This is a genomic window from Scopulibacillus darangshiensis, assembly GCF_004341035.1.
Lineage (GTDB): Bacteria > Bacillota > Bacilli > Bacillales > Sporolactobacillaceae > Scopulibacillus > Scopulibacillus darangshiensis.
Window position 1 is genome coordinate 1 of the sequence record NZ_SLXK01000035.1, and the last position, 17,016, is coordinate 17,016.

Genomic DNA, 17,016 nt, shown 5'->3' on the forward strand with positions numbered 1-17,016 from the left:
TGAGTTTTTTGGTATAACCATTTGTTTCCCACCTGCATAGCAGGTGGTTTATTGTTTCGCACGCTATCGCGTGCTCAACGGACTAAAGTCGTAATTAAAAAACCCGCCGATTGGCGAGTTTTTAGATATTAATCAAGCGAACGATAAAGCTCCTGCAGCTCATCCTCTGAAAACTGATAAGTCTCCCGGCAAAAGTGACAATTGGCTTCGGCACCATGGTCCTCTTCAATCATTGCTTTAATTTCGTCTTTTCCAAGTCCCAAGATAGCTTGACTTATCTTTTCTTTGGAACATTGGCATTCAAATGCAATCGGCATTTTGTCAACAATTTTATAGTTCCCTTCACCAAACAAAGTGACAAGCAAATCCTCAGGTGTTTGTCCACCCTCAATCAGCTTAGATACCGGGGGAATGTTACTTAACCGCTTTTCAACCTCATTGATAATGTCATCTGGTGCACCGGGTAATACCTGGATCAGGAAACCTCCTGCAGCGAGGATGGAATTATCGGGATTGACAAGCACCCCGACCCCTACGGCTGAAGGGATCTGCTCGGAACGGGCAAAGTAGTATGTAAAGTCATCACCGATTTCACCCGATACAAGCGGGACTCTGCCTGTAAAATTATCCCTCAATCCTAAATCTTTAACGACGCTGATAAAACCGTTCGTTCCCACAGCTCTTGCAACATCTAGCTTCCCATATTGATTTAAATCAAAATGGGTCTGCGGATTACTGACATAACCTCTTGTCTCACCTTTCGCATTGGCATCAACGATGATGGCACCGATTGGACCGCCGCCTTCGATGGTGATCGTTAAACTGTTATCTCCCTTTAACTGGGCACCCATCATTGTGCCCGCCGTCATTGTGCGGCCCAAAGCAGCCGATGCTGTCGGCCACGTGTAGTGACGCCGCTGGGCCTCACCAACCATGCCCGTCGACGTGATGGTTTGGACCCTGAGCATACCATCGTAAGCCAAGGCTTTTATCAAATAGTCTGACATCATTATAAAACCCCTTGCCTGTTTCTTTTATAAATCAGATGCAGCCCCTTTAAGGTTAAGAATGTATCGACATGATCAATCACACTGGTTTCCCGCGATATTAAGGCAGCCAAGCCCCCGGTAGCAATGACAACAGGATTTTTGACAGCCTGACGCTTCATTCTTTTGACGATGCCTTCAACTTGACCGACATAGCCATATACAATTCCTGACTGCATTGCATTAACCGTATTTTTCCCTACAATGTGGGGAGGTTTAGAAATTTCAATGCGCGGAAGTTTTGATGCCTGTGTGTATAGAGCTTCCGTGGAAATATTAATCCCCGGAGCAATGGCTCCGCCAATATAGTTGTCCTTTTCATCTACAAAGCAATAGGTTGTTGCTGTGCCGAAATCAATTATTATGATTGGCGATTGATAATAGGTCGTCGCCGCAACCGCATTAACGATCCTGTCGGCACCAATTTCTTTCGGATTATCGGATTTTAAATTCAATCCCGTTTTAATGCCCGGGCCAACGATAACCGGCTTTTGGCGGAAGTATTTTTCGCACATCCGCTCCAATGAAAACATAATTGAAGGAACCACAGAAGATATAATAATACCTTTGACTTGATCTAATTCAAGTCCAACATGATGAAATAAGTTTTTGACAACCATCGCAAACTCATCTTCAGTTTTTTCCCTGCTTGTTGCAATCCGCCAATGATATTTCAATTCATCGTTTTCATAGACGCCAAGAACAATATTAGTATTACCAACATCACATACAAAGATCATTATTTATCACCATACTATTTTTTTGTTAATAAAAGCGTTTTTATCTTAACACAAAGGTGCAATGGTTGAAAGGGTTCAGCACTCATGAAAAAAGCGCCTCACAGCGGAGACGCTTTTAAATATTAATTAAAGATTCTTTGGTCCCTGGTTATCAGGACCATTTTGATCATCTGAATCAACACTATCTTGATTCTCTTCTTTTTTGTTGATATTAACCTTCACATTACTGTCTTCCGACGCATAACGGTTAGCGTTTGGTTCGATAAGCTCACCAGTCTCAACAAGGGCTTTAATTTGGTCCGCCTCAAGTGTCTCGACTTCAAGCAGGGTCTTAGCAACCAATTCAAGCTTATCCTGATTCTCAGTCAAGATCTTCTTACAGCGCGCATAACATTCTTTGATGATTCTTTGTACTTCTGAATCAATTTCATATGCTATGGTATCACTGTAATTCGGCTCATTTTGAATGTCCCGGCCTAGGAAGACTTGCCCGCTGTCATTTTGTCCAAACTGCATTGGTCCAAGCTTTTCACTCATACCAAATTCAGTAACCATTTTTCTCGCAATATTGGTTGCTCTTTGGAAGTCATTGCTTGCTCCCGTACTGACTTCGCCAAAGGTAATTTCCTCAGCGACCCGGCCGCCAAGTAAACCAATAATCTTCTCGAGCAGTTCGGGCTTCGTCATAAAGTAACGGTCTTCTTTAGGCAGTGTCACAGCATAACCACCGGCTTGACCACGAGGGACAACCGTTACCTTATGCACAGTCTCTGCACTTGAAAGCTTCAGACCAATAACCGTATGGCCTGACTCGTGATAAGCAACGATATTGCGTTCCTTTTGTGAAATCACACGTGATTTCTTTGCAGGACCGGCAATGACACGTTCAACAGCCTCATCAATGTCTTCCATTTCAATATGATCCTTATCGCTTCTAGCGGCAACCAATGCCGCTTCGTTTAACAAGTTCTCAAGGTCAGCACCTGAAAAACCAGGTGTCAATTTCGCCACTGTCTTCAAGTCAATATCCTTGGACAAAGGTTTGTTGCGGGCGTGAACACGCAAAACTGCTTCCCGACCCTTAAGATCAGGACGGCCAACCGGAATTTGTCTGTCAAAACGTCCAGGACGCAGTAACGCCGGGTCTAGGATATCCGGACGGTTTGTTGCAGCTATAATAATGATTCCTTCATTGGCACCAAAGCCATCCATCTCGACTAACAGTTGGTTCAATGTTTGTTCACGTTCATCATGACCGCCGCCTAGTCCGGCACCGCGTTGACGGCCTACTGCATCAATTTCGTCAATAAAAATAATACAAGATGCATTTTTCTTTGCGTTTTCAAATAAATCCCGTACACGGGAGGCACCAACACCGACAAACATTTCCACAAAGTCTGAACCGCTTATTGAAAAGAATGGTACGCCCGCTTCACCGGCCACAGCACGGGCCAGCAATGTTTTACCTGTACCTGGAGGTCCAACTAACAAGACACCTTTTGGAATTCTTGCGCCAAGTGTGGAGAATTTCCTAGGGTCTTTCAAGAAGTCAACAATCTCGACCAGTTCCTGCTTCTCTTCATCGGCTCCGGCAACATCTTTAAATGTCACCTTTTTCTTCTCTTCCGAATAAAGCTTCGCTTTACTCTTACCGAAGTTCATGACACGGCCACCGCCGCCTTGTGCCTGGTTAAGCAAGAAGAAGAACAATATAAAGATAATGATAAACGGGATGATGGATGTAATGAAACTTACCCAACCGCTTGTTTGCTCTTTGGGTTTGAACTGAACATCCGTTTTCTTTCCTACATCTCTAATTTGGTCAACGGCTTTTTCGTTAAATGGTACGTATGTTTTGAATGTTGTATTCTTATCATAACTCTTCAATTGCCCGGTTCCGACATATACACTGCCTTCGGGCTGCAAGGTTAACGTTTTAACATCACCTTGTGTTAAGTGTTGTTGAAAGTCGCTATAATTCATGGATTCAACTTCTTGATTGGACTTTGTAAGGAAGCTGACAACCCCGATTATAACTAAAAATATAAATAAGTATATAATGGTTTGTTTAAATATTCGATTCATCCCTTACCTCCTCCCGCAATAAAAGAAAACCATATTTAATAGTATCACACTCTGTTTCATTGTCACAACAATTTACCCCTTATAAATCTCCGGTTTCAGGATGCCGATATGGGGAAGATTGCGGTACTTCTCTGCAAAGTCCAAACCGTACCCAACCAAGAACGCATCCGGAACAGTAAATCCGGTCAAGTCTGGCACGATATCGACCTTTCTGCCTGTAGGTTTATCCAAAAGAGTGACAATTTTAATGGATTTCGCTTTGCGGTATTTGAATAGATCCACCAGATAACTTAGGGTTAATCCACTGTCAATAATGTCCTCAACGATTAAAATATCCCGGCCTTCAACTGATGTGTCCAAATCCTTAATAATTTTAACTTCCCCTGAAGAGACAGTTGAATTCCCATAACTTGAAACATCCATAAAGTCAATTTCCAGATGAATGGACATCCTTTTAATTAAATCAGCCATAAAAGGCATGGCACCCTTTAAAACACCAATGACAAGCGGGAAGCTGTCATGATATTCTTCAGATAGTTTGCCGCCTAATTCCGCAACTTTATTCTGGAGTTGTTCTTCAGTAAAAAGTATTTCCTGTAAATCATCTTTCATTGCATTTGCCTCCCAAGATCAACTGTAGGTATAAAGGTTAAAACTAGAAATTTAGAAGTGCCAGTATTGATTGGTGCTGTTCTGCTGTATTTAAGCAATGGCAACCACAAAACCGTTCCATCGGCGTCTATAACAACCGGCCATAGCGACCTGTATTTCCGGTCTACTTTTGCATTAATAAAGATGTCCTTTATTTTCTGCGTCCCTTCCATTCCTTTTGGTCCGACTCGGTCCCCGTCCAAACGCGTTCTAATTTTGACAGGTGTTTGAACAGTACTAAAATCACAAACAAAATGATTTAGTCCTTGATGATCAGCCGCATTAATAGCATCTCTGACTTCAGCAGAAATATTTCCAATAGGTGTTTCAATTATTCCCGGTATGGCAAGAGTTAACTCATAATTCTCATCTTGGGGCACACCGTGATAAAAACAAAGCCGGCATAGATCATAAGACCTTGTCGCCGCAAGTCCGTGAGGGAGGTGCTGCTGGCCTGAAGATTGTTTCCGATGGAGCCAATCAATCAGCATGTCAATATGTATAGATTGATGTAATGAATCGTTATGTTCACTATCATAAAGATAGTTTAATATTAGATGAATTACCCTCCTTTGTAAAGGAACAGGAATTTGGAGAAAGGCTTCAATTGAAAACGCGACTTCCCCTTTCATATGAGTAAGAAGAATATCATTCATTTGCTTTTCCGCTAATTGGCTAAGATACAGATCATCATCAGTCAGCATCTCACTTTCTTGTTGGAAACGCAAATGAACAAGAGGGTTTTCTTGTTTTAAAAATGGGAGAACCTGTTTTCTAAAACGGTTTCTAGTATAGTCGTCAGAATCGTTGCTCAAATCTCTGCGCGGCTGAATGCCCTTTTGCCGGCAATAATCTTCAATCTGATCTTTGGTTAATGTCAGAAACGGCCTGATGATCTGTCCTCCGGAAAATGGACGTTTAACAGGGATACCTGCCAATGCCGTGCCAAAGCTGCCGCGTACCTGTCTCATTAACATCGTCTCAATCTGGTCATCCCCATGATGAGCTAGCGCAAGTGAATCTGCCTGATAAGTTTCCATAACTCTCCGAAAAAACCTGTAACGGCATATTCGGGACGCGGTTGATGTGCTCAAATGATGTCTTTTCTTATAAGTTGAGACATCAACCTGTTCACCTTCAAATAATATATCCTTATCTTTGCAAAACGATGCGACGTAGTCCAAATCGTTTTTCGACTCCTGGCCGCGAAGCATGTGGTCTACACTCGCTACAACTAACGTTATATTCCATTGGGATTTGACGTCATCCAGATATGAAAGAAGGGCCATGGAATCGGGGCCTCCTGATACCCCAACAACAATTACAGTGTTTGGTCTAATAAGTTGATGACGTTTAATAAATTGGTCAACTGCCTGTTTCAAATTGATGTCACCCTTAGGTTATGGCTTTATGAAGGTCATCATACCATGCAGTGATTACATTACGCCAATCATGAGATATATAATGTATGCCGCAGCCAAAACAACTGTTAACATCACCGTGCCGGTCCAACTTTTCCGTTTTCTCCGCCGCTGATGCCTGTCAGATCGGCTCCTATTTGTACTACGAATGGCACAAGAAGAAGTTTCACTCATTTTTGATAAAAGGTCTTTTTTCATCATTTCCGCAGTTGTATATTTACCTGCAATAGCACCTGTTAAAACCGATTCAAAACGTGAGAGCTTTGGCTGGTTCCTTATATAATCAAACAATTGCTTTTGTGGCTGCTGATTTTTCTCAAAGCGCCTTTTCTCTGCAGCATAAATTAAAATCATAGCTGCTGCAAATAAATCATAAGACGGCTCAGCCTTTCTAGAACCACATCCCCAATAGCCCCTGTCGAAAAACTCTGTATACTCCTTTACAGATCGCCCCATTAGGGTTGTTCCCCCCACATCCAGCCATCTAATACGCCGTGTTGCATTCTCTACAATTAAGTTTTCAGGCTTTAGATCACCGAAGATCCAACCCTCTTTATGAAGCCGATCTAAATCCCCCAATAGTTGCAGCATAAAAATACAAGCCCATTCAAACCCCCTAACTTTTACTGTGTCAAGTAATGAAGTGCCTCGAATATATTCCATCACATAAAAGTTATATTTACCCGACCGGCAAACCCAATCATCTACACCATACAAAGAAGGCCCTAGGGGTTCACCTTGGACCTTCTCAAACCTTCTTAAAACATTCACTTCCGATGTCAGTGACGAGCGGTCCTTCCCAAATTTTACAGCAACCCTTCCACTAGAAGATTGGGCCAAGTAAACCGTTCCCTGGGCACCGCTCCCTAATAATTTTATAATTTGGTAGTGCTGTCCATACCATTTGCCTGTAATTAATGTTCCCGGTGCCAGCTTAATATCCGATTTCTTCGTCGTATGATTCATCATTTGAAAGGAAACTCCTTCTGGATGAATTCGAAAAGCTGCCGAGCGCCTCTTTAATCGCGGGGCCTGTCGGTGTAACCCCTCCTGATGACAACTTTGTGAAAACATGGCTGATTGAATCTATTTTTGGTGTCCATGACATTCTTTTTTCAATCGGCTTTCTTTTCCCGGGAAATGAATAAAGGCAAAATTGATTATTCCCCATGCGCGAATTTAAACTTACGGATAAATCAAGCAACGCCTCCTGAACAGTCGGAAGCTTTGTTTTCATACTCGCACTAGTATCTACGAGAATACAGACTTCAAGATTAACAGTCTCGCCAAGTTCGTCCACAACTTCCATGACTTTTCCACGCTTTTCAGGATGCAAGTCTTCCAATCTTTCCGTTTCACCAAGTATATGTTGAAGCTCCTGGTTAATCACCCCTTTAATCGTTTGGGTCATCGCCTGTCTTGTTACCATTTGAACGGTTTGGGACAACTGCTTTGTTTGAACGATTTGGCTGATCCCTCCTCCGGCTAGAGCAATATCCTCAATCTCCTGAAGGCCGCCATCCTCCCTAAAATGTTCCTCCATGACACCAATAACATTCACCGCAATACCCTGTTCCTTAGCAAGCGCTGCCATAGCGGCGGGATCTTCACCTTGGTTCGAGCAGCCGTCCGTAATTAATAAAATTTGTTTTAGTGTGCCTGTTTCCATTGCTATCCAGCCCCTCTCATGTTCTAGTTCAATCATTGCCAGCCCATGGAGGTTTTATACTAATCGTTCAAAGCTGAATAACGCCTCCTTTATACATTTCTATAATTAATTAGTTTACAGAGCTTTTTTCTGAACCACATCCTTTTTCGTATAAGTCGGTATAGCGCCCCATTTTGGCATATGATGCTTTATTTTCGACACAACAACTGTCATGTCGTCCTCAATTAATCCTCCCCGAGTACGAATCACTTCCTCCATAAGTAAATCAGCAATATCCTGAGGATTCTCTGTTTTTAGTTCCCTAATCTTACGTTTGATCCATGCCTCCTTATTTTCAACATGCTTCGGCCCATCAAATACGCCATCACTCATCATGATCAGCAAGTCACCAGCCTTCAGCTGCTCCCGGGCAACATCCACCTCAAACTCTGGAACAATCCCCATTGGCAAATTCCCTGCTTCTATCATTAAAACTTTGTTCCCCCGTTTAACAAAGCTTGGATTGGTTCCAATCTTCAGAAATTTCGCGCCGGCATCCTGCAAATCAATCATCGCCAAATCTAATGTTGAGAAGATTTCTTCTGTAGACCTTAACGAAAGAATAGAATTAATCGATTTTATAGCAATCGTTTCATCTATGCCAGATTTCAATACTTTAGATAGCAACTTTAACGTTTCATTGCTTTCTATAAAGGCCCTCTGACCATTCCCCATGCCGTCGCTGATCGCAACCGCAAACTTCCCTGCTCCAAGTTCAAATGTTGAATAATTATCCCCGGAGATCCATCCCCCTCCTTTAGCCGTATGTGCAACACCCGTGTCGATCTCATACGCCCTTGCTGAGGTGAGCGTCACCTGGCAAAGTCCGCTCGTAAATGAGGGGTCAATCTTCCTTTGAACAATAATTGTTTCTCCTAAAATATCTGATAAAATTGGTGCAATGATTTTCTCACATTCACCATAATAATCAGACGGAATCGTCATTTCAATATCAACCGCACCTTCTTCAAGGTTAAAAATATCAATATTTTCAACATCCAGCCCAATATCTCGGAACTTCAGCAGAATCTGTTCCTCTTGTTGAAGATGCGTATTTTTTTCACGTTGTATTTCTTTGGCAAAGTCACCCATTACCTGGGAAACGCCCAGCAGCTGTTCCGCAACGAGCCTTCTGCTTTCTTTAACTCTTTGCCTTAACTTTATTTCCTCGTTATAAAGGGCCTGCTGTTCGTAGATCGCTTGGATGACCTTATCGGATTTGACACAATGTTTGTTCCAGCCATTTTTTAATTTGGGGTTCTGAATGACTGGCTGAGACTCTGTTTCATCCATGATTTGTGCCATAAAGTCATACGTTTTATCAAAATTTTTCACCCAGCATTGTTCTTTTCTAAAACACGTTTGACATGTTTTTTCAGTTACCTTGCTTAGAAACATATCTACTTCCTTGTCAGACTCCTCTTCTTCATGCGAGAAGCTGTTTGATAATGCTTGAAAAAGGCTGGAAAACTGCTCGACCCGATTTGCCGTAACATCGCGCACCTTTTTTAAATATTGCTGCTGCTGTGTGTGATATTCCTTAGTGCCAGGTATATAGGTTGCCAGCTTCGCGGCGACAACCCTCGGTGTTAAAAGAAAGAAGCCAATAGCAATCAAGGAGTCTATGGTTGTACTCAAAAGATGATCATACCCTTGACCATATAATCCTATTAATAACGTACCAATAATCAATCCGATCGAAACACCCAGCTTATTTCCCTCTTTAAGCAGCCCCCCAAGCAAACCCGAAAAGCCGAGAAGGCTCATTTGATAAAGGCTTGACACGTTCGCAAGACTAAGAATAAGGCCGATAACAACACCAACAGATGAGCCGATTGCTGCACCGCCTACGTAAGCAAACATTAAGACAAAGTAACGGGACAACACGTGCTCCATAGATATACTATGTATGTGCCAGCCAATAGTCCCGGTTAAAACGGATGCAAGCAATATGATGAAACAAATAATTTCCTCATTTTTTAATACCTTTTTCCTTATATTGATCGATAACAACGGAATGCTCTGTAAAAAAATGAGCGTTAATATAAAACTTAGTCCCCCCTCCGTGACACCGATCATGGCGCTGGACCAGGACCATTCTCTTGATAAAAAGTAGTCATACAGCAGCCTGCCGCCAAGACCGCTGAAAAATACGAGATACGGAAGCATTTTTGTCATCTCAATTTTGAAGACCCGAAGCGTTAGCGGTCTTAAAATAACAAAACTTGCAACCACAATAAGAACGAATACATCCTGTTGCAGCGAAACCGTCATGCCGCCGGCCAACAAACTAATGAATGCAAGCAGCCTGCCGTTTCTTTTTAATACAAAGACAGTCGCAAAAAAAGGTAAAACAAACGGAGACATGTCAGAGAGAATTAAAGCTCGTCCAAGCAAAAATCCGATAATCAGACAAAGGGTCTCCCACCGCACAAATAACTTTAACCATTGGGTTGCAACACCTGCAAAGAACCGCTGCAGGAAATGTTGGTTTTCTTTAGTCATTGGTGTGTAGACACTTAGTGCGTGGGAATTCGTACTTTGAAATCTTTGCATCATGACTTGCACCACCCATAGTTTATTATTGTATGTTTCATTAAAACACAGTAGACCTTCAATTTTTGTCAAAACATCAGGGCAAAACAAAAAAAGTCTTCGACGGGTTTCTATGTGGTATGCCAAGAAAATATCAGATGCAAAATGTTCAAAAAACCAGTATCTCCTTGATTTTGTTAATATTAAAAGGCCAGACGCTATTAGAAGCATTTTGCAGAACAAAGATATGGTTGTCGCTTTTTCGAACTTAATATTTAAAAAAGGCCAGAATGGAAGGGATTTCCGTTTTAATTAGTTTTCTACACACCAAAAAAACACCCAATATAAGTGTTTGGGTGTTTTTTATCTATAACATCTAAGGCAACAAGCTTATCCTCTTCTGGCGCCGCGGCCGCCGCGCTTAGATTCGGTTTGCCGCTTAATTGTAGAGAGACGATCCTCACTATCCTTGAGAAAACGAGTGATTTTGTCTTCAAAGGATGGTTCCCTGTGTTCCCTATTAAAACGCTTTCCACGCGGGGCTTTTGGTCTTGGCTTATCGACAGCTTTGCGGATTGACAACCCGATTTTGCCGTCAGGCTCCACTTGAAGTACTTTAACTGTCACTTCGTCTCCGACCGATAAAACCTCGTTGATATCTTTCACATAGCGATCAGCTACTTCACTGATATGAACAAGTCCTGTTTTTCCGCCCGGTAAATCAACAAAGGCTCCGAAGTTTGTAATACCTGACACTTTACCTTGCAGCTTGCTGCCTGCTTCAATTGACATAAAAGAAATGCTCCTCCTAAAAAATAGTATATAATTTTATTTTATTATACATAACGAAAAAAGAGCATGTCAATCATTGTCAGTATCAGGTTGGGAAAAAATAATTTCTCCATCCTTTGACAACAAGAAGTCACGGCGGGCAATCTCACCGATATAATCTTTGTCATGCAATAATCGAATGTTATGTTTTAATTTAGCTTCCTGCTTCTTAGAATCGTCCAATTTCTGTTGTAATTGTTCTTTCTGAGCGTTCTTTTCGCTTATTTGGCCAGTTTGAGTAAAGATGTATGATACCATGCTGCCAACAATCAGCATAAATAAAACAGCAAATGCTGCAAGACGCCGCATTAGACCTTTACGTCTTTTTCTTCTGACTTTTTCATGAATTTCTTTCGACTTGGTATATTCCGGTCTAATTTGTGCAACACGGCTCCTGCCCTCTGCTTTCACAGTACCCCTCCTACTTTGGCCTTTTAACTAACTTTAGAGCTATCGAAATGATCTTTTGGATCCCATTTTTTACTTTAGTTTGGATTGTCTCTGGTATAAGCCATGTTATGATCCACTTGAACGGTAAATAAACAACTTTTAAAAGAAAGAGTAAGATTGCTAATAGAGACTTACCTAATATCTTACACGATATAAAGACAAGCTTCAATAGGCTAAAAGCAGGTATCACAAATAACACCATCAACGTTTTACCAAAAAAAGAGATAACTGACATGTTGATAAAAATTAGACCTTCAAGGAGTTTCTTATAAATCCTTTCAAATAGAGCTTTATATATTGCATAACCTAGTGCCAAAGCTAGAAAAATATAGAAGCGAATCTGCCCCTCATTCACTTCTAGGAGTACGGAAAAGATGAGGAGACCTTGTAAAACCCAAAAGAAGATATCGGTAATAATCATCACCCACAGCCATCTTCTTTTGGGCCTGATAAACCGGTGATAGGTTGACAGCGATATACCTATCCATAGCCCCATGGCAGTCATCGCGATCATCGTCGCAAATTGCTCAGATAAGGTCATTTAAAAAGTTTGCTAAAGAACCCTTTAGCCTGGTCCCCATATTGATCATCAAGGTAACTAATATCAGAAATTTTACCTTCAATGATCACTATGCCCTGCTCTACGTTAAGGTTCTGCATTTTTAAATGACTGCCTTTAATAGCCAGGAAACCCATAACCGTCTCCAACAAAAACTCTTCATGGTCAAAGCTCTCCACATGTTTTACACCTGTAATTTCAATCTTCTTCCTGCTTTTCATGATGATATCATGATTTGGCACTTGCTTGTCTCTATTAACATTATTCGATGTATAGTATTGGTCCATCAATCTCCCTCCTCTTTGTCTAATAAATATGAGGGAGCTGTCCAATTTAGAACGGGCATGTAGATTTAGAAAAAAGAAGGGCTCTATCGCCCTTCTATTTATTCACAGGTTCTTCACTTAGCATTTCATAGAGAGACTGTGCATCTTCCTTTTTCACTGTCTCCTGCAAGCCAGATATTTTAACGGTTACAACCTTTTGCCCGTAGCGGATACTGAGTGTATCCCCGACCTTAACAGTCGAACTCGCTTTCGCCGCTTGGCCATTGACTTGAACACGACCCTGATCAGCCAGCTCTTTAGCAAGCGTGCGCCGCTTAATTAAGCGAGACACCTTAAGGAATTTATCAAGACGCATGATTACTTAACAGCTTCTTTCAGCTTATTGCCTGCACGGAATGCCGGCACCGTAGATGCTGGAATATTAATTGTCTCACCCGTCTGGGGATTTCTCCCTGTACGGCTTGAACGTTCTCTCGTTTCGAATGTACCAAAGCCTACAAACTGAACTTTGTCATTTTGTTTTAATGCATTCGTCACTTCATCCAAGACACCATTAATGACACTTTCAACATCCTTTTTTGTTAAGCCGGTTTTTTCCGAGATATTATTAACTAATTCGTTCTTGTTCATTGATAAACATCCTCCCTTTTTCTTCACAATAATTTTTAGTAGTGAAGACCCGCATTTGCTATTTTAACAAAACTTATTCTCCATTTCGCGCTAGAATCCTTCTTTATGGGAAAATTTCTTGTATTCCTCCCAAAATTGATCCATCTCTTCTAAGGATAAATCATTAATATGCTTATCCATGGAACGGGCCTTCTGTTCAATATAATTAAATCGTTGCTGGAACTTATGATTTGACCGTTGCAGCGCAATTAATGGATCAATATCACGCCACCTTGCAACATTGACAATAGAAAATAGCAAATCACCCAGTTCACCTTCCAGATCCCCTGAAGCTTTCTTTTCCTCCTCATAGCACTCTTCAAGCTCTTCTTTCACCTTATCCCAAACAGGTTGGATATCCGGCCAATCAAATCCAGCTTTAGCAGCCCTTTTCTGGTAATCTAGGGCCTTTAACAAAGGAGGCAAAGCTTGATTGGTATCTGATAAAATGGACGCCGTCTTTTCCTCACCTTTTTCCTTTGCTTTAACCTCTTGCCAAATCGCCGTGACATCATCGGCATTTCCCGCTTTTTCCGTACCAAAAACATGAGGATGCCTTCTGATCATCTTATCGGTTATGCCGCGGATCACATCATGAATAGTAAAGTAACCTTCATCCTCGCCAATTTGGGAGTGAAGCATGACCTGCAGCAGCACATCACCCAACTCTTCAACTAAGTGATCATCATCTTGGTTGTCAATAGCCTCTAAAACCTCATAGGTTTCTTCAACCAGATACCTTTTCAAGGATTCATGTGTCTGCTTCTTATCCCATGGACATCCCCCAGGGCCACGAAGTTCCTTAATAACTTTGCGCAATGAAGGAAAAGTGTGATTAAGCGTGTTCAGAGAGTCTACCGGCGGAACATAGACACTTGTGAGGTTATTGATTTCCATACTGTGATCCAGTTCATGCAATGGCAGGTAGTTCACTTGCTCATCCTTATGTCCAGCGGCTGTCACAACAGCTACTCTATAATCATGCGGTAAATGTTCAAGTAACGATAATTTCACCTCTGACGCGGTAAAAACGTCATAGACCTGACAAATTACAAGGTGATGGCGGAACGAAAAGTGTTCGGCATCAAAATCCATTGCATCAACAAAAGTAAGCCCTTCAATCGGATCGATTTTAAGGGTTGAAAACAACGGGTCAAGAAAGCTTTGCCCGCCTGTAAGGTTCACTTTTACCTTTCCCTCTTCTGTCTTTTCAAGCAGCAGTCTGACCGTCCGCTCAGCTACCATTGGATGGCCCGGAACGGCATATACAATGTGCCCGTGAAGATCTGCCTCTTCCAAAAGCCGGTCAACGATCTGATCATAAATATTCTCAAAAACGTCATTTTCCACATAAATCGTGTCAAAGGACGTATATTCAATACCTTCCTGCTCTAGTTCTTGTACAACTGGATGTTCCTTGGTTCTGAGAAAAAGGTGGTTCGCGCCTTTAAGCTGTTTATAGACACCCATCGTCAACTGATCCAAAGCGGCAGGGCCCAATCCTAAAACAGTGATTTTCCCGCTCATATCATCATCCTTTCTGCAGATACGATTTATGAATGTTTCATTTTTTTTATGATAGTCGCAAAAGGCAGGCTTTCCAGGTCTGTTTTTGTAAAAAAGCCCAATTTGATTAAAACAATTAAATAGATAAATGCCCCCATTAAAACACCGGATAGCGATATAACAGCAGCTTGTCCCCTCGAGTCGCCGTCAAGACCGATTAGCCTGTATGCACACCATTTCCATAGTAAAATGAGCCCGATCATTGTAATCAGGGCTAGGGCAAGTTGCTGCAGTTGTCTTTTCTGCAGCAGGCACACTGAAAACCTTTTGTAAATATGATACAAATTCAAGAAAGCCGCTGTTCCGGAGGATATCATTGTTGCCGCTGCCGCCCCGTTGATGCCTGCCCATGGAATAAAGAAAACATTTAAGATGAACTTGCACATGACAGCTATTGCCAGAAACCGTATGGGTGTCCAAATGCCTTCGGTCCCCTGTAAAATACCCGCTCCCGCTACAATTATAGATACGCATAATATGTTCGCTGACATGATCATTAAAGACATTGTTCCATCGCTGTTTTTATACAGCATAAGGTTCGTTTCGGGAGCAATAAGCATTAATCCGACAGACGCAGCCAAACTGAAAATGATACTGATCCGAAACGAAAGGCTAATTTGATTGCGAAGAAGTGTTGTGTGCTGAGATTTTTTCACCCTGGCAAGGCTTGGCACAATCGCTGTAGTTAACGCCACAGCTGCAGTTATTCCCAATTGGATCAACGGATATGCCCGGTCATAAATCCCTTTTAACGCTTTAGGATCTGACCAATTGTATTTATCAAGCAATGACACAACCGATATAGCATCAATAAATTGAAAGGCAACAAGTGTTAATGACAATAAGGTGAAAGCCAAACCTTCGATTAAAAGGCCCTTTATTAAGTTTAGATCAAGCCGGACCATCTTAAAGACGGGCCTTTCTCTTTTTATGTATTTTATAAAGAATACAAGCAAAATACTGACTGAAGCGACGGGTGCGATCATGGAGCCAAAGGATGCGGCTGTTCCAAACTGATACGGTGTCCCGTTGTTATAGTATAAAAATAATGCTAAACCTAAAATTATACCTACTCTGAGTGTCTGTTCCCCAATTTGCGACAGTGCGGTGGGTGACATTGAATCGTGACTGCCTTGGAAAAAGCCTCGTAAAACACCCAAAAACGGTACGAACAAATAAATGAAGGCAATCATTTTTAGAGGCCGCGTCAAATGCGGATCCGACATCATCGATGCAATCCAGGGCGCCCCGCCGTAAAGAATAGCGAAAATAATTAGTGACATTATTGATAAACCAATGAAGGCGTTGGCGAAAATGCTCGGGGAAGATGACTTCTTGGAGTCTTCTTCTGCGATTAACTTTGAAATAATAATTGGAAATCCTGTACCACCCATGACAACAGCCAAGGCATAGAAGGGATAAATTTGTTGATAGACGTAAAAGCCAATATCTCCAGCTAAATTTTGGTAAGGCAAACGATAGACTGCGCTTAAAATCTTGACAAAAATTGCAGCTGCTGTGAGGACTATTGTCCCCTTCCATATTTGACGATTCATGATATACACCTTTTTAATAAGTCTACAAAAGATTATAGCATACCCGATTCTTATAGGAATAGCTGGCGGGAGAGACCCCATAAAAAAGAGACAGGTTGCCCTGTCCCATTTAAATATTATTGGATATACATGACAGCTAAAGCTCATGTTCCTTACAATTAGGTCCAAAATTCCAATTAATCTTGCTCCTCGCGCGTATTCGAGATTAATTTAAATTGTGCTCCTCCGCTTCTTCGAATGCTCGTCGCAATTCGCCGCGTATTCGAGATTAATTTAAATTGTGCTCCTCCGCTTCTTCGAATGCTCGTCGCAATTCGCCGCGTATTCGAGATGCTTCGCTCATTGTTCCATCTGTCTGGCTAGGAAGCCGGCGGCGGTTTCAGTGAGCTTTATTTCAACATCACCCAAAACGACGCCTTCTTCTTTTGCTGCAAGGATGACTGATCCAATTGGATCGCCGCCGGCAATGATTGGTGCAATGACAAAGCCGCCTTTAACGCTGCCAGCCCCTTCAACAAGCTCTTCCCCTTTTTCCTTTTGGACCGAATGGCGGCCTTCCATAACCTTTTCCACATAACCTGTAATGCTTTTGTCTAAGTAATCCTTTTTGGTGCCTCCTGAAACAGCAATGATGGCGTCTCTGTCAGCGATCATTGCTAACCTTCCGGAGTTTTCAGCCAGTGTCTCTGCATACTCTTGAGCAAAGTTGCCTAATTCACTGATCGGGGAATATTTTTTAAGAATGACTTCACCTTCACGGTCAACAAAAATCTCTAATGGATCCCCTTCTCTGATACGGAGTGTCCGGCGGATTTCTTTTGGAATGACAACCCGTCCTAAATCATCAATACGACGTACAATACCTGTAGCTTTCATATAAAGGATGTCCTCACTTTCCATTATTGTGACAAA

17 protein-coding genes are annotated in these 17,016 nt (G+C 41.9%); all 17 read right to left on the minus strand.

Going from position 1 to position 17,016, the window contains the following annotated elements:
• Window positions 1–128 precede the first annotated feature (128 nt).
• The 17 genes from hslO to spoVT all read right to left on the minus strand — a co-directional run bounded on the left by hslO (window position 129) and on the right by spoVT (window position 16,980).
• Entirely contained in the window at window positions 129–1,007 is an 879-nt protein-coding gene (gene hslO, locus EV207_RS17770) for an Hsp33 family molecular chaperone HslO (RefSeq protein WP_132747537.1), read from the minus strand.
• 2 nt (window positions 1,008–1,009) lie between these two features.
• Window positions 1,010–1,786, minus strand: a complete 777-nt coding sequence (locus tag EV207_RS17775; protein WP_132747498.1) for a type III pantothenate kinase — start codon at window positions 1,784–1,786, stop codon at window positions 1,010–1,012.
• A 126-nt stretch (window positions 1,787–1,912) separates the two neighbouring features.
• Window positions 1,913–3,871, minus strand: coding sequence for an ATP-dependent zinc metalloprotease FtsH (gene ftsH, locus EV207_RS17780; protein WP_132747499.1), 1,959 nt, complete (start codon window positions 3,869–3,871; stop codon window positions 1,913–1,915).
• Between the two features lie 72 nt (window positions 3,872–3,943).
• Window positions 3,944–4,483: a hypoxanthine phosphoribosyltransferase gene (gene hpt / locus EV207_RS17785; RefSeq protein WP_132747500.1), complete on the minus strand. Its 540-nt coding sequence runs from the start codon at window positions 4,481–4,483 to the stop codon at window positions 3,944–3,946.
• Window positions 4,480–5,904 carry a tRNA lysidine(34) synthetase TilS gene (gene tilS, locus EV207_RS17790; RefSeq protein ID WP_132747501.1) on the minus strand — a complete coding sequence of 475 codons (1,425 nt, stop codon included), beginning with the start codon at window positions 5,902–5,904 and terminating at the stop codon, window positions 4,480–4,482. Before tilS ends, hpt begins: the two co-directional genes overlap by 4 nt.
• 54 nt (window positions 5,905–5,958) lie before the next feature.
• Window positions 5,959–6,912, minus strand: a complete 954-nt coding sequence (locus EV207_RS17795; RefSeq protein ID WP_132747502.1) for a serine/threonine protein kinase — start codon at window positions 6,910–6,912, stop codon at window positions 5,959–5,961.
• On the minus strand, window positions 6,878–7,612 hold the full coding sequence (locus tag EV207_RS17800; protein WP_132747538.1) for a vWA domain-containing protein: 735 nt from the start codon (window positions 7,610–7,612) through the stop codon (window positions 6,878–6,880). The genes EV207_RS17795 and EV207_RS17800 overlap by 35 nt, the downstream gene beginning before the upstream one ends.
• A gap of 114 nt (window positions 7,613–7,726) precedes the next feature.
• Window positions 7,727–10,207 carry a stage II sporulation protein E gene (gene spoIIE, locus EV207_RS17805; RefSeq protein WP_424511386.1) on the minus strand — a complete coding sequence of 827 codons (2,481 nt, stop codon included), beginning with the start codon at window positions 10,205–10,207 and terminating at the stop codon, window positions 7,727–7,729.
• A gap of 369 nt (window positions 10,208–10,576) precedes the next feature.
• A complete protein-coding gene (locus EV207_RS17810; protein ID WP_132747503.1) occupies window positions 10,577–10,978 on the minus strand; it encodes a S1 domain-containing RNA-binding protein in 402 nt (133 codons plus the stop codon).
• 69 nt (window positions 10,979–11,047) lie between these two features.
• Window positions 11,048–11,428, minus strand: coding sequence for an FtsB family cell division protein (locus tag EV207_RS17815; RefSeq protein ID WP_132747504.1), 381 nt, complete (start codon window positions 11,426–11,428; stop codon window positions 11,048–11,050).
• A gap of 10 nt (window positions 11,429–11,438) precedes the next feature.
• A complete protein-coding gene (gene yabQ / locus EV207_RS17820; protein WP_132747505.1) occupies window positions 11,439–12,008 on the minus strand; it encodes a spore cortex biosynthesis protein YabQ in 570 nt (189 codons plus the stop codon).
• Window positions 12,005–12,313, minus strand: coding sequence for a sporulation protein YabP (yabP, locus tag EV207_RS17825; protein WP_132747506.1), 309 nt, complete (start codon window positions 12,311–12,313; stop codon window positions 12,005–12,007). The genes yabQ and yabP overlap by 4 nt, the downstream gene beginning before the upstream one ends.
• A 94-nt stretch (window positions 12,314–12,407) precedes the next feature.
• Window positions 12,408–12,668, minus strand: a complete 261-nt coding sequence (locus tag EV207_RS17830; RefSeq protein WP_132747507.1) for an RNA-binding S4 domain-containing protein — start codon at window positions 12,666–12,668, stop codon at window positions 12,408–12,410.
• Window positions 12,669–12,670: 2 nt separating this feature from the next.
• Entirely contained in the window at window positions 12,671–12,943 is a 273-nt protein-coding gene (locus EV207_RS17835; RefSeq protein ID WP_132747508.1) for an HU family DNA-binding protein, read from the minus strand.
• Window positions 12,944–13,033: 90 nt separating this feature from the next.
• The gene (gene yabN / locus EV207_RS17840) at window positions 13,034–14,509 is read right to left on the minus strand and encodes a bifunctional methyltransferase/pyrophosphohydrolase YabN (RefSeq protein ID WP_132747509.1); all 1,476 of its coding nucleotides are present in this window, start codon (window positions 14,507–14,509) and stop codon (window positions 13,034–13,036) included.
• A 26-nt stretch (window positions 14,510–14,535) separates the two neighbouring features.
• Window positions 14,536–16,104, minus strand: coding sequence for a putative polysaccharide biosynthesis protein (locus EV207_RS17845; protein WP_165887000.1), 1,569 nt, complete (start codon window positions 16,102–16,104; stop codon window positions 14,536–14,538).
• A gap of 339 nt (window positions 16,105–16,443) precedes the next feature.
• Window positions 16,444–16,980 (minus strand): stage V sporulation protein T, encoded by a 537-nt coding sequence (spoVT, locus tag EV207_RS17850; protein WP_132747511.1) that lies wholly within the window; start codon window positions 16,978–16,980, stop codon window positions 16,444–16,446.
• Window positions 16,981–17,016 lie beyond the last annotated feature (36 nt).

What these genes read in the sequence shown, in the direction of transcription:
- hslO (WP_132747537.1), bottom strand. Translation starts at nt 1,007, where the DNA reads ATGTCAGACTATTTGATAAAAGCCTTGGCTTACGATGGTATGCTCAGG.
- EV207_RS17775 (WP_132747498.1), bottom strand. Translation starts at nt 1,786, where the DNA reads ATGATCTTTGTATGTGATGTTGGTAATACTAATATTGTTCTTGGCGTC.
- ftsH (WP_132747499.1), bottom strand. Translation starts at nt 3,871, where the DNA reads ATGAATCGAATATTTAAACAAACCATTATATACTTATTTATATTTTTA.
- hpt (WP_132747500.1), bottom strand. Translation starts at nt 4,483, where the DNA reads ATGAAAGATGATTTACAGGAAATACTTTTTACTGAAGAACAACTCCAG.
- EV207_RS17795 (WP_132747502.1), bottom strand. Translation starts at nt 6,912, where the DNA reads ATGATGAATCATACGACGAAGAAATCGGATATTAAGCTGGCACCGGGA.
- EV207_RS17800 (WP_132747538.1), bottom strand. Translation starts at nt 7,612, where the DNA reads ATGGAAACAGGCACACTAAAACAAATTTTATTAATTACGGACGGCTGC.
- spoIIE (WP_424511386.1), bottom strand. Translation starts at nt 10,207, where the DNA reads ATGCAAAGATTTCAAAGTACGAATTCCCACGCACTAAGTGTCTACACA.
- EV207_RS17810 (WP_132747503.1), bottom strand. Translation starts at nt 10,978, where the DNA reads ATGTCAATTGAAGCAGGCAGCAAGCTGCAAGGTAAAGTGTCAGGTATT.
- yabQ (WP_132747505.1), bottom strand. Translation starts at nt 12,008, where the DNA reads ATGACCTTATCTGAGCAATTTGCGACGATGATCGCGATGACTGCCATG.
- yabP (WP_132747506.1), bottom strand. Translation starts at nt 12,313, where the DNA reads ATGGACCAATACTATACATCGAATAATGTTAATAGAGACAAGCAAGTG.
- EV207_RS17830 (WP_132747507.1), bottom strand. Translation starts at nt 12,668, where the DNA reads ATGCGTCTTGATAAATTCCTTAAGGTGTCTCGCTTAATTAAGCGGCGC.
- EV207_RS17835 (WP_132747508.1), bottom strand. Translation starts at nt 12,943, where the DNA reads ATGAACAAGAACGAATTAGTTAATAATATCTCGGAAAAAACCGGCTTA.
- yabN (WP_132747509.1), bottom strand. Translation starts at nt 14,509, where the DNA reads ATGAGCGGGAAAATCACTGTTTTAGGATTGGGCCCTGCCGCTTTGGAT.
- EV207_RS17845 (WP_165887000.1), bottom strand. Translation starts at nt 16,104, where the DNA reads ATGAATCGTCAAATATGGAAGGGGACAATAGTCCTCACAGCAGCTGCA.
- spoVT (WP_132747511.1), bottom strand. Translation starts at nt 16,980, where the DNA reads ATGAAAGCTACAGGTATTGTACGTCGTATTGATGATTTAGGACGGGTT.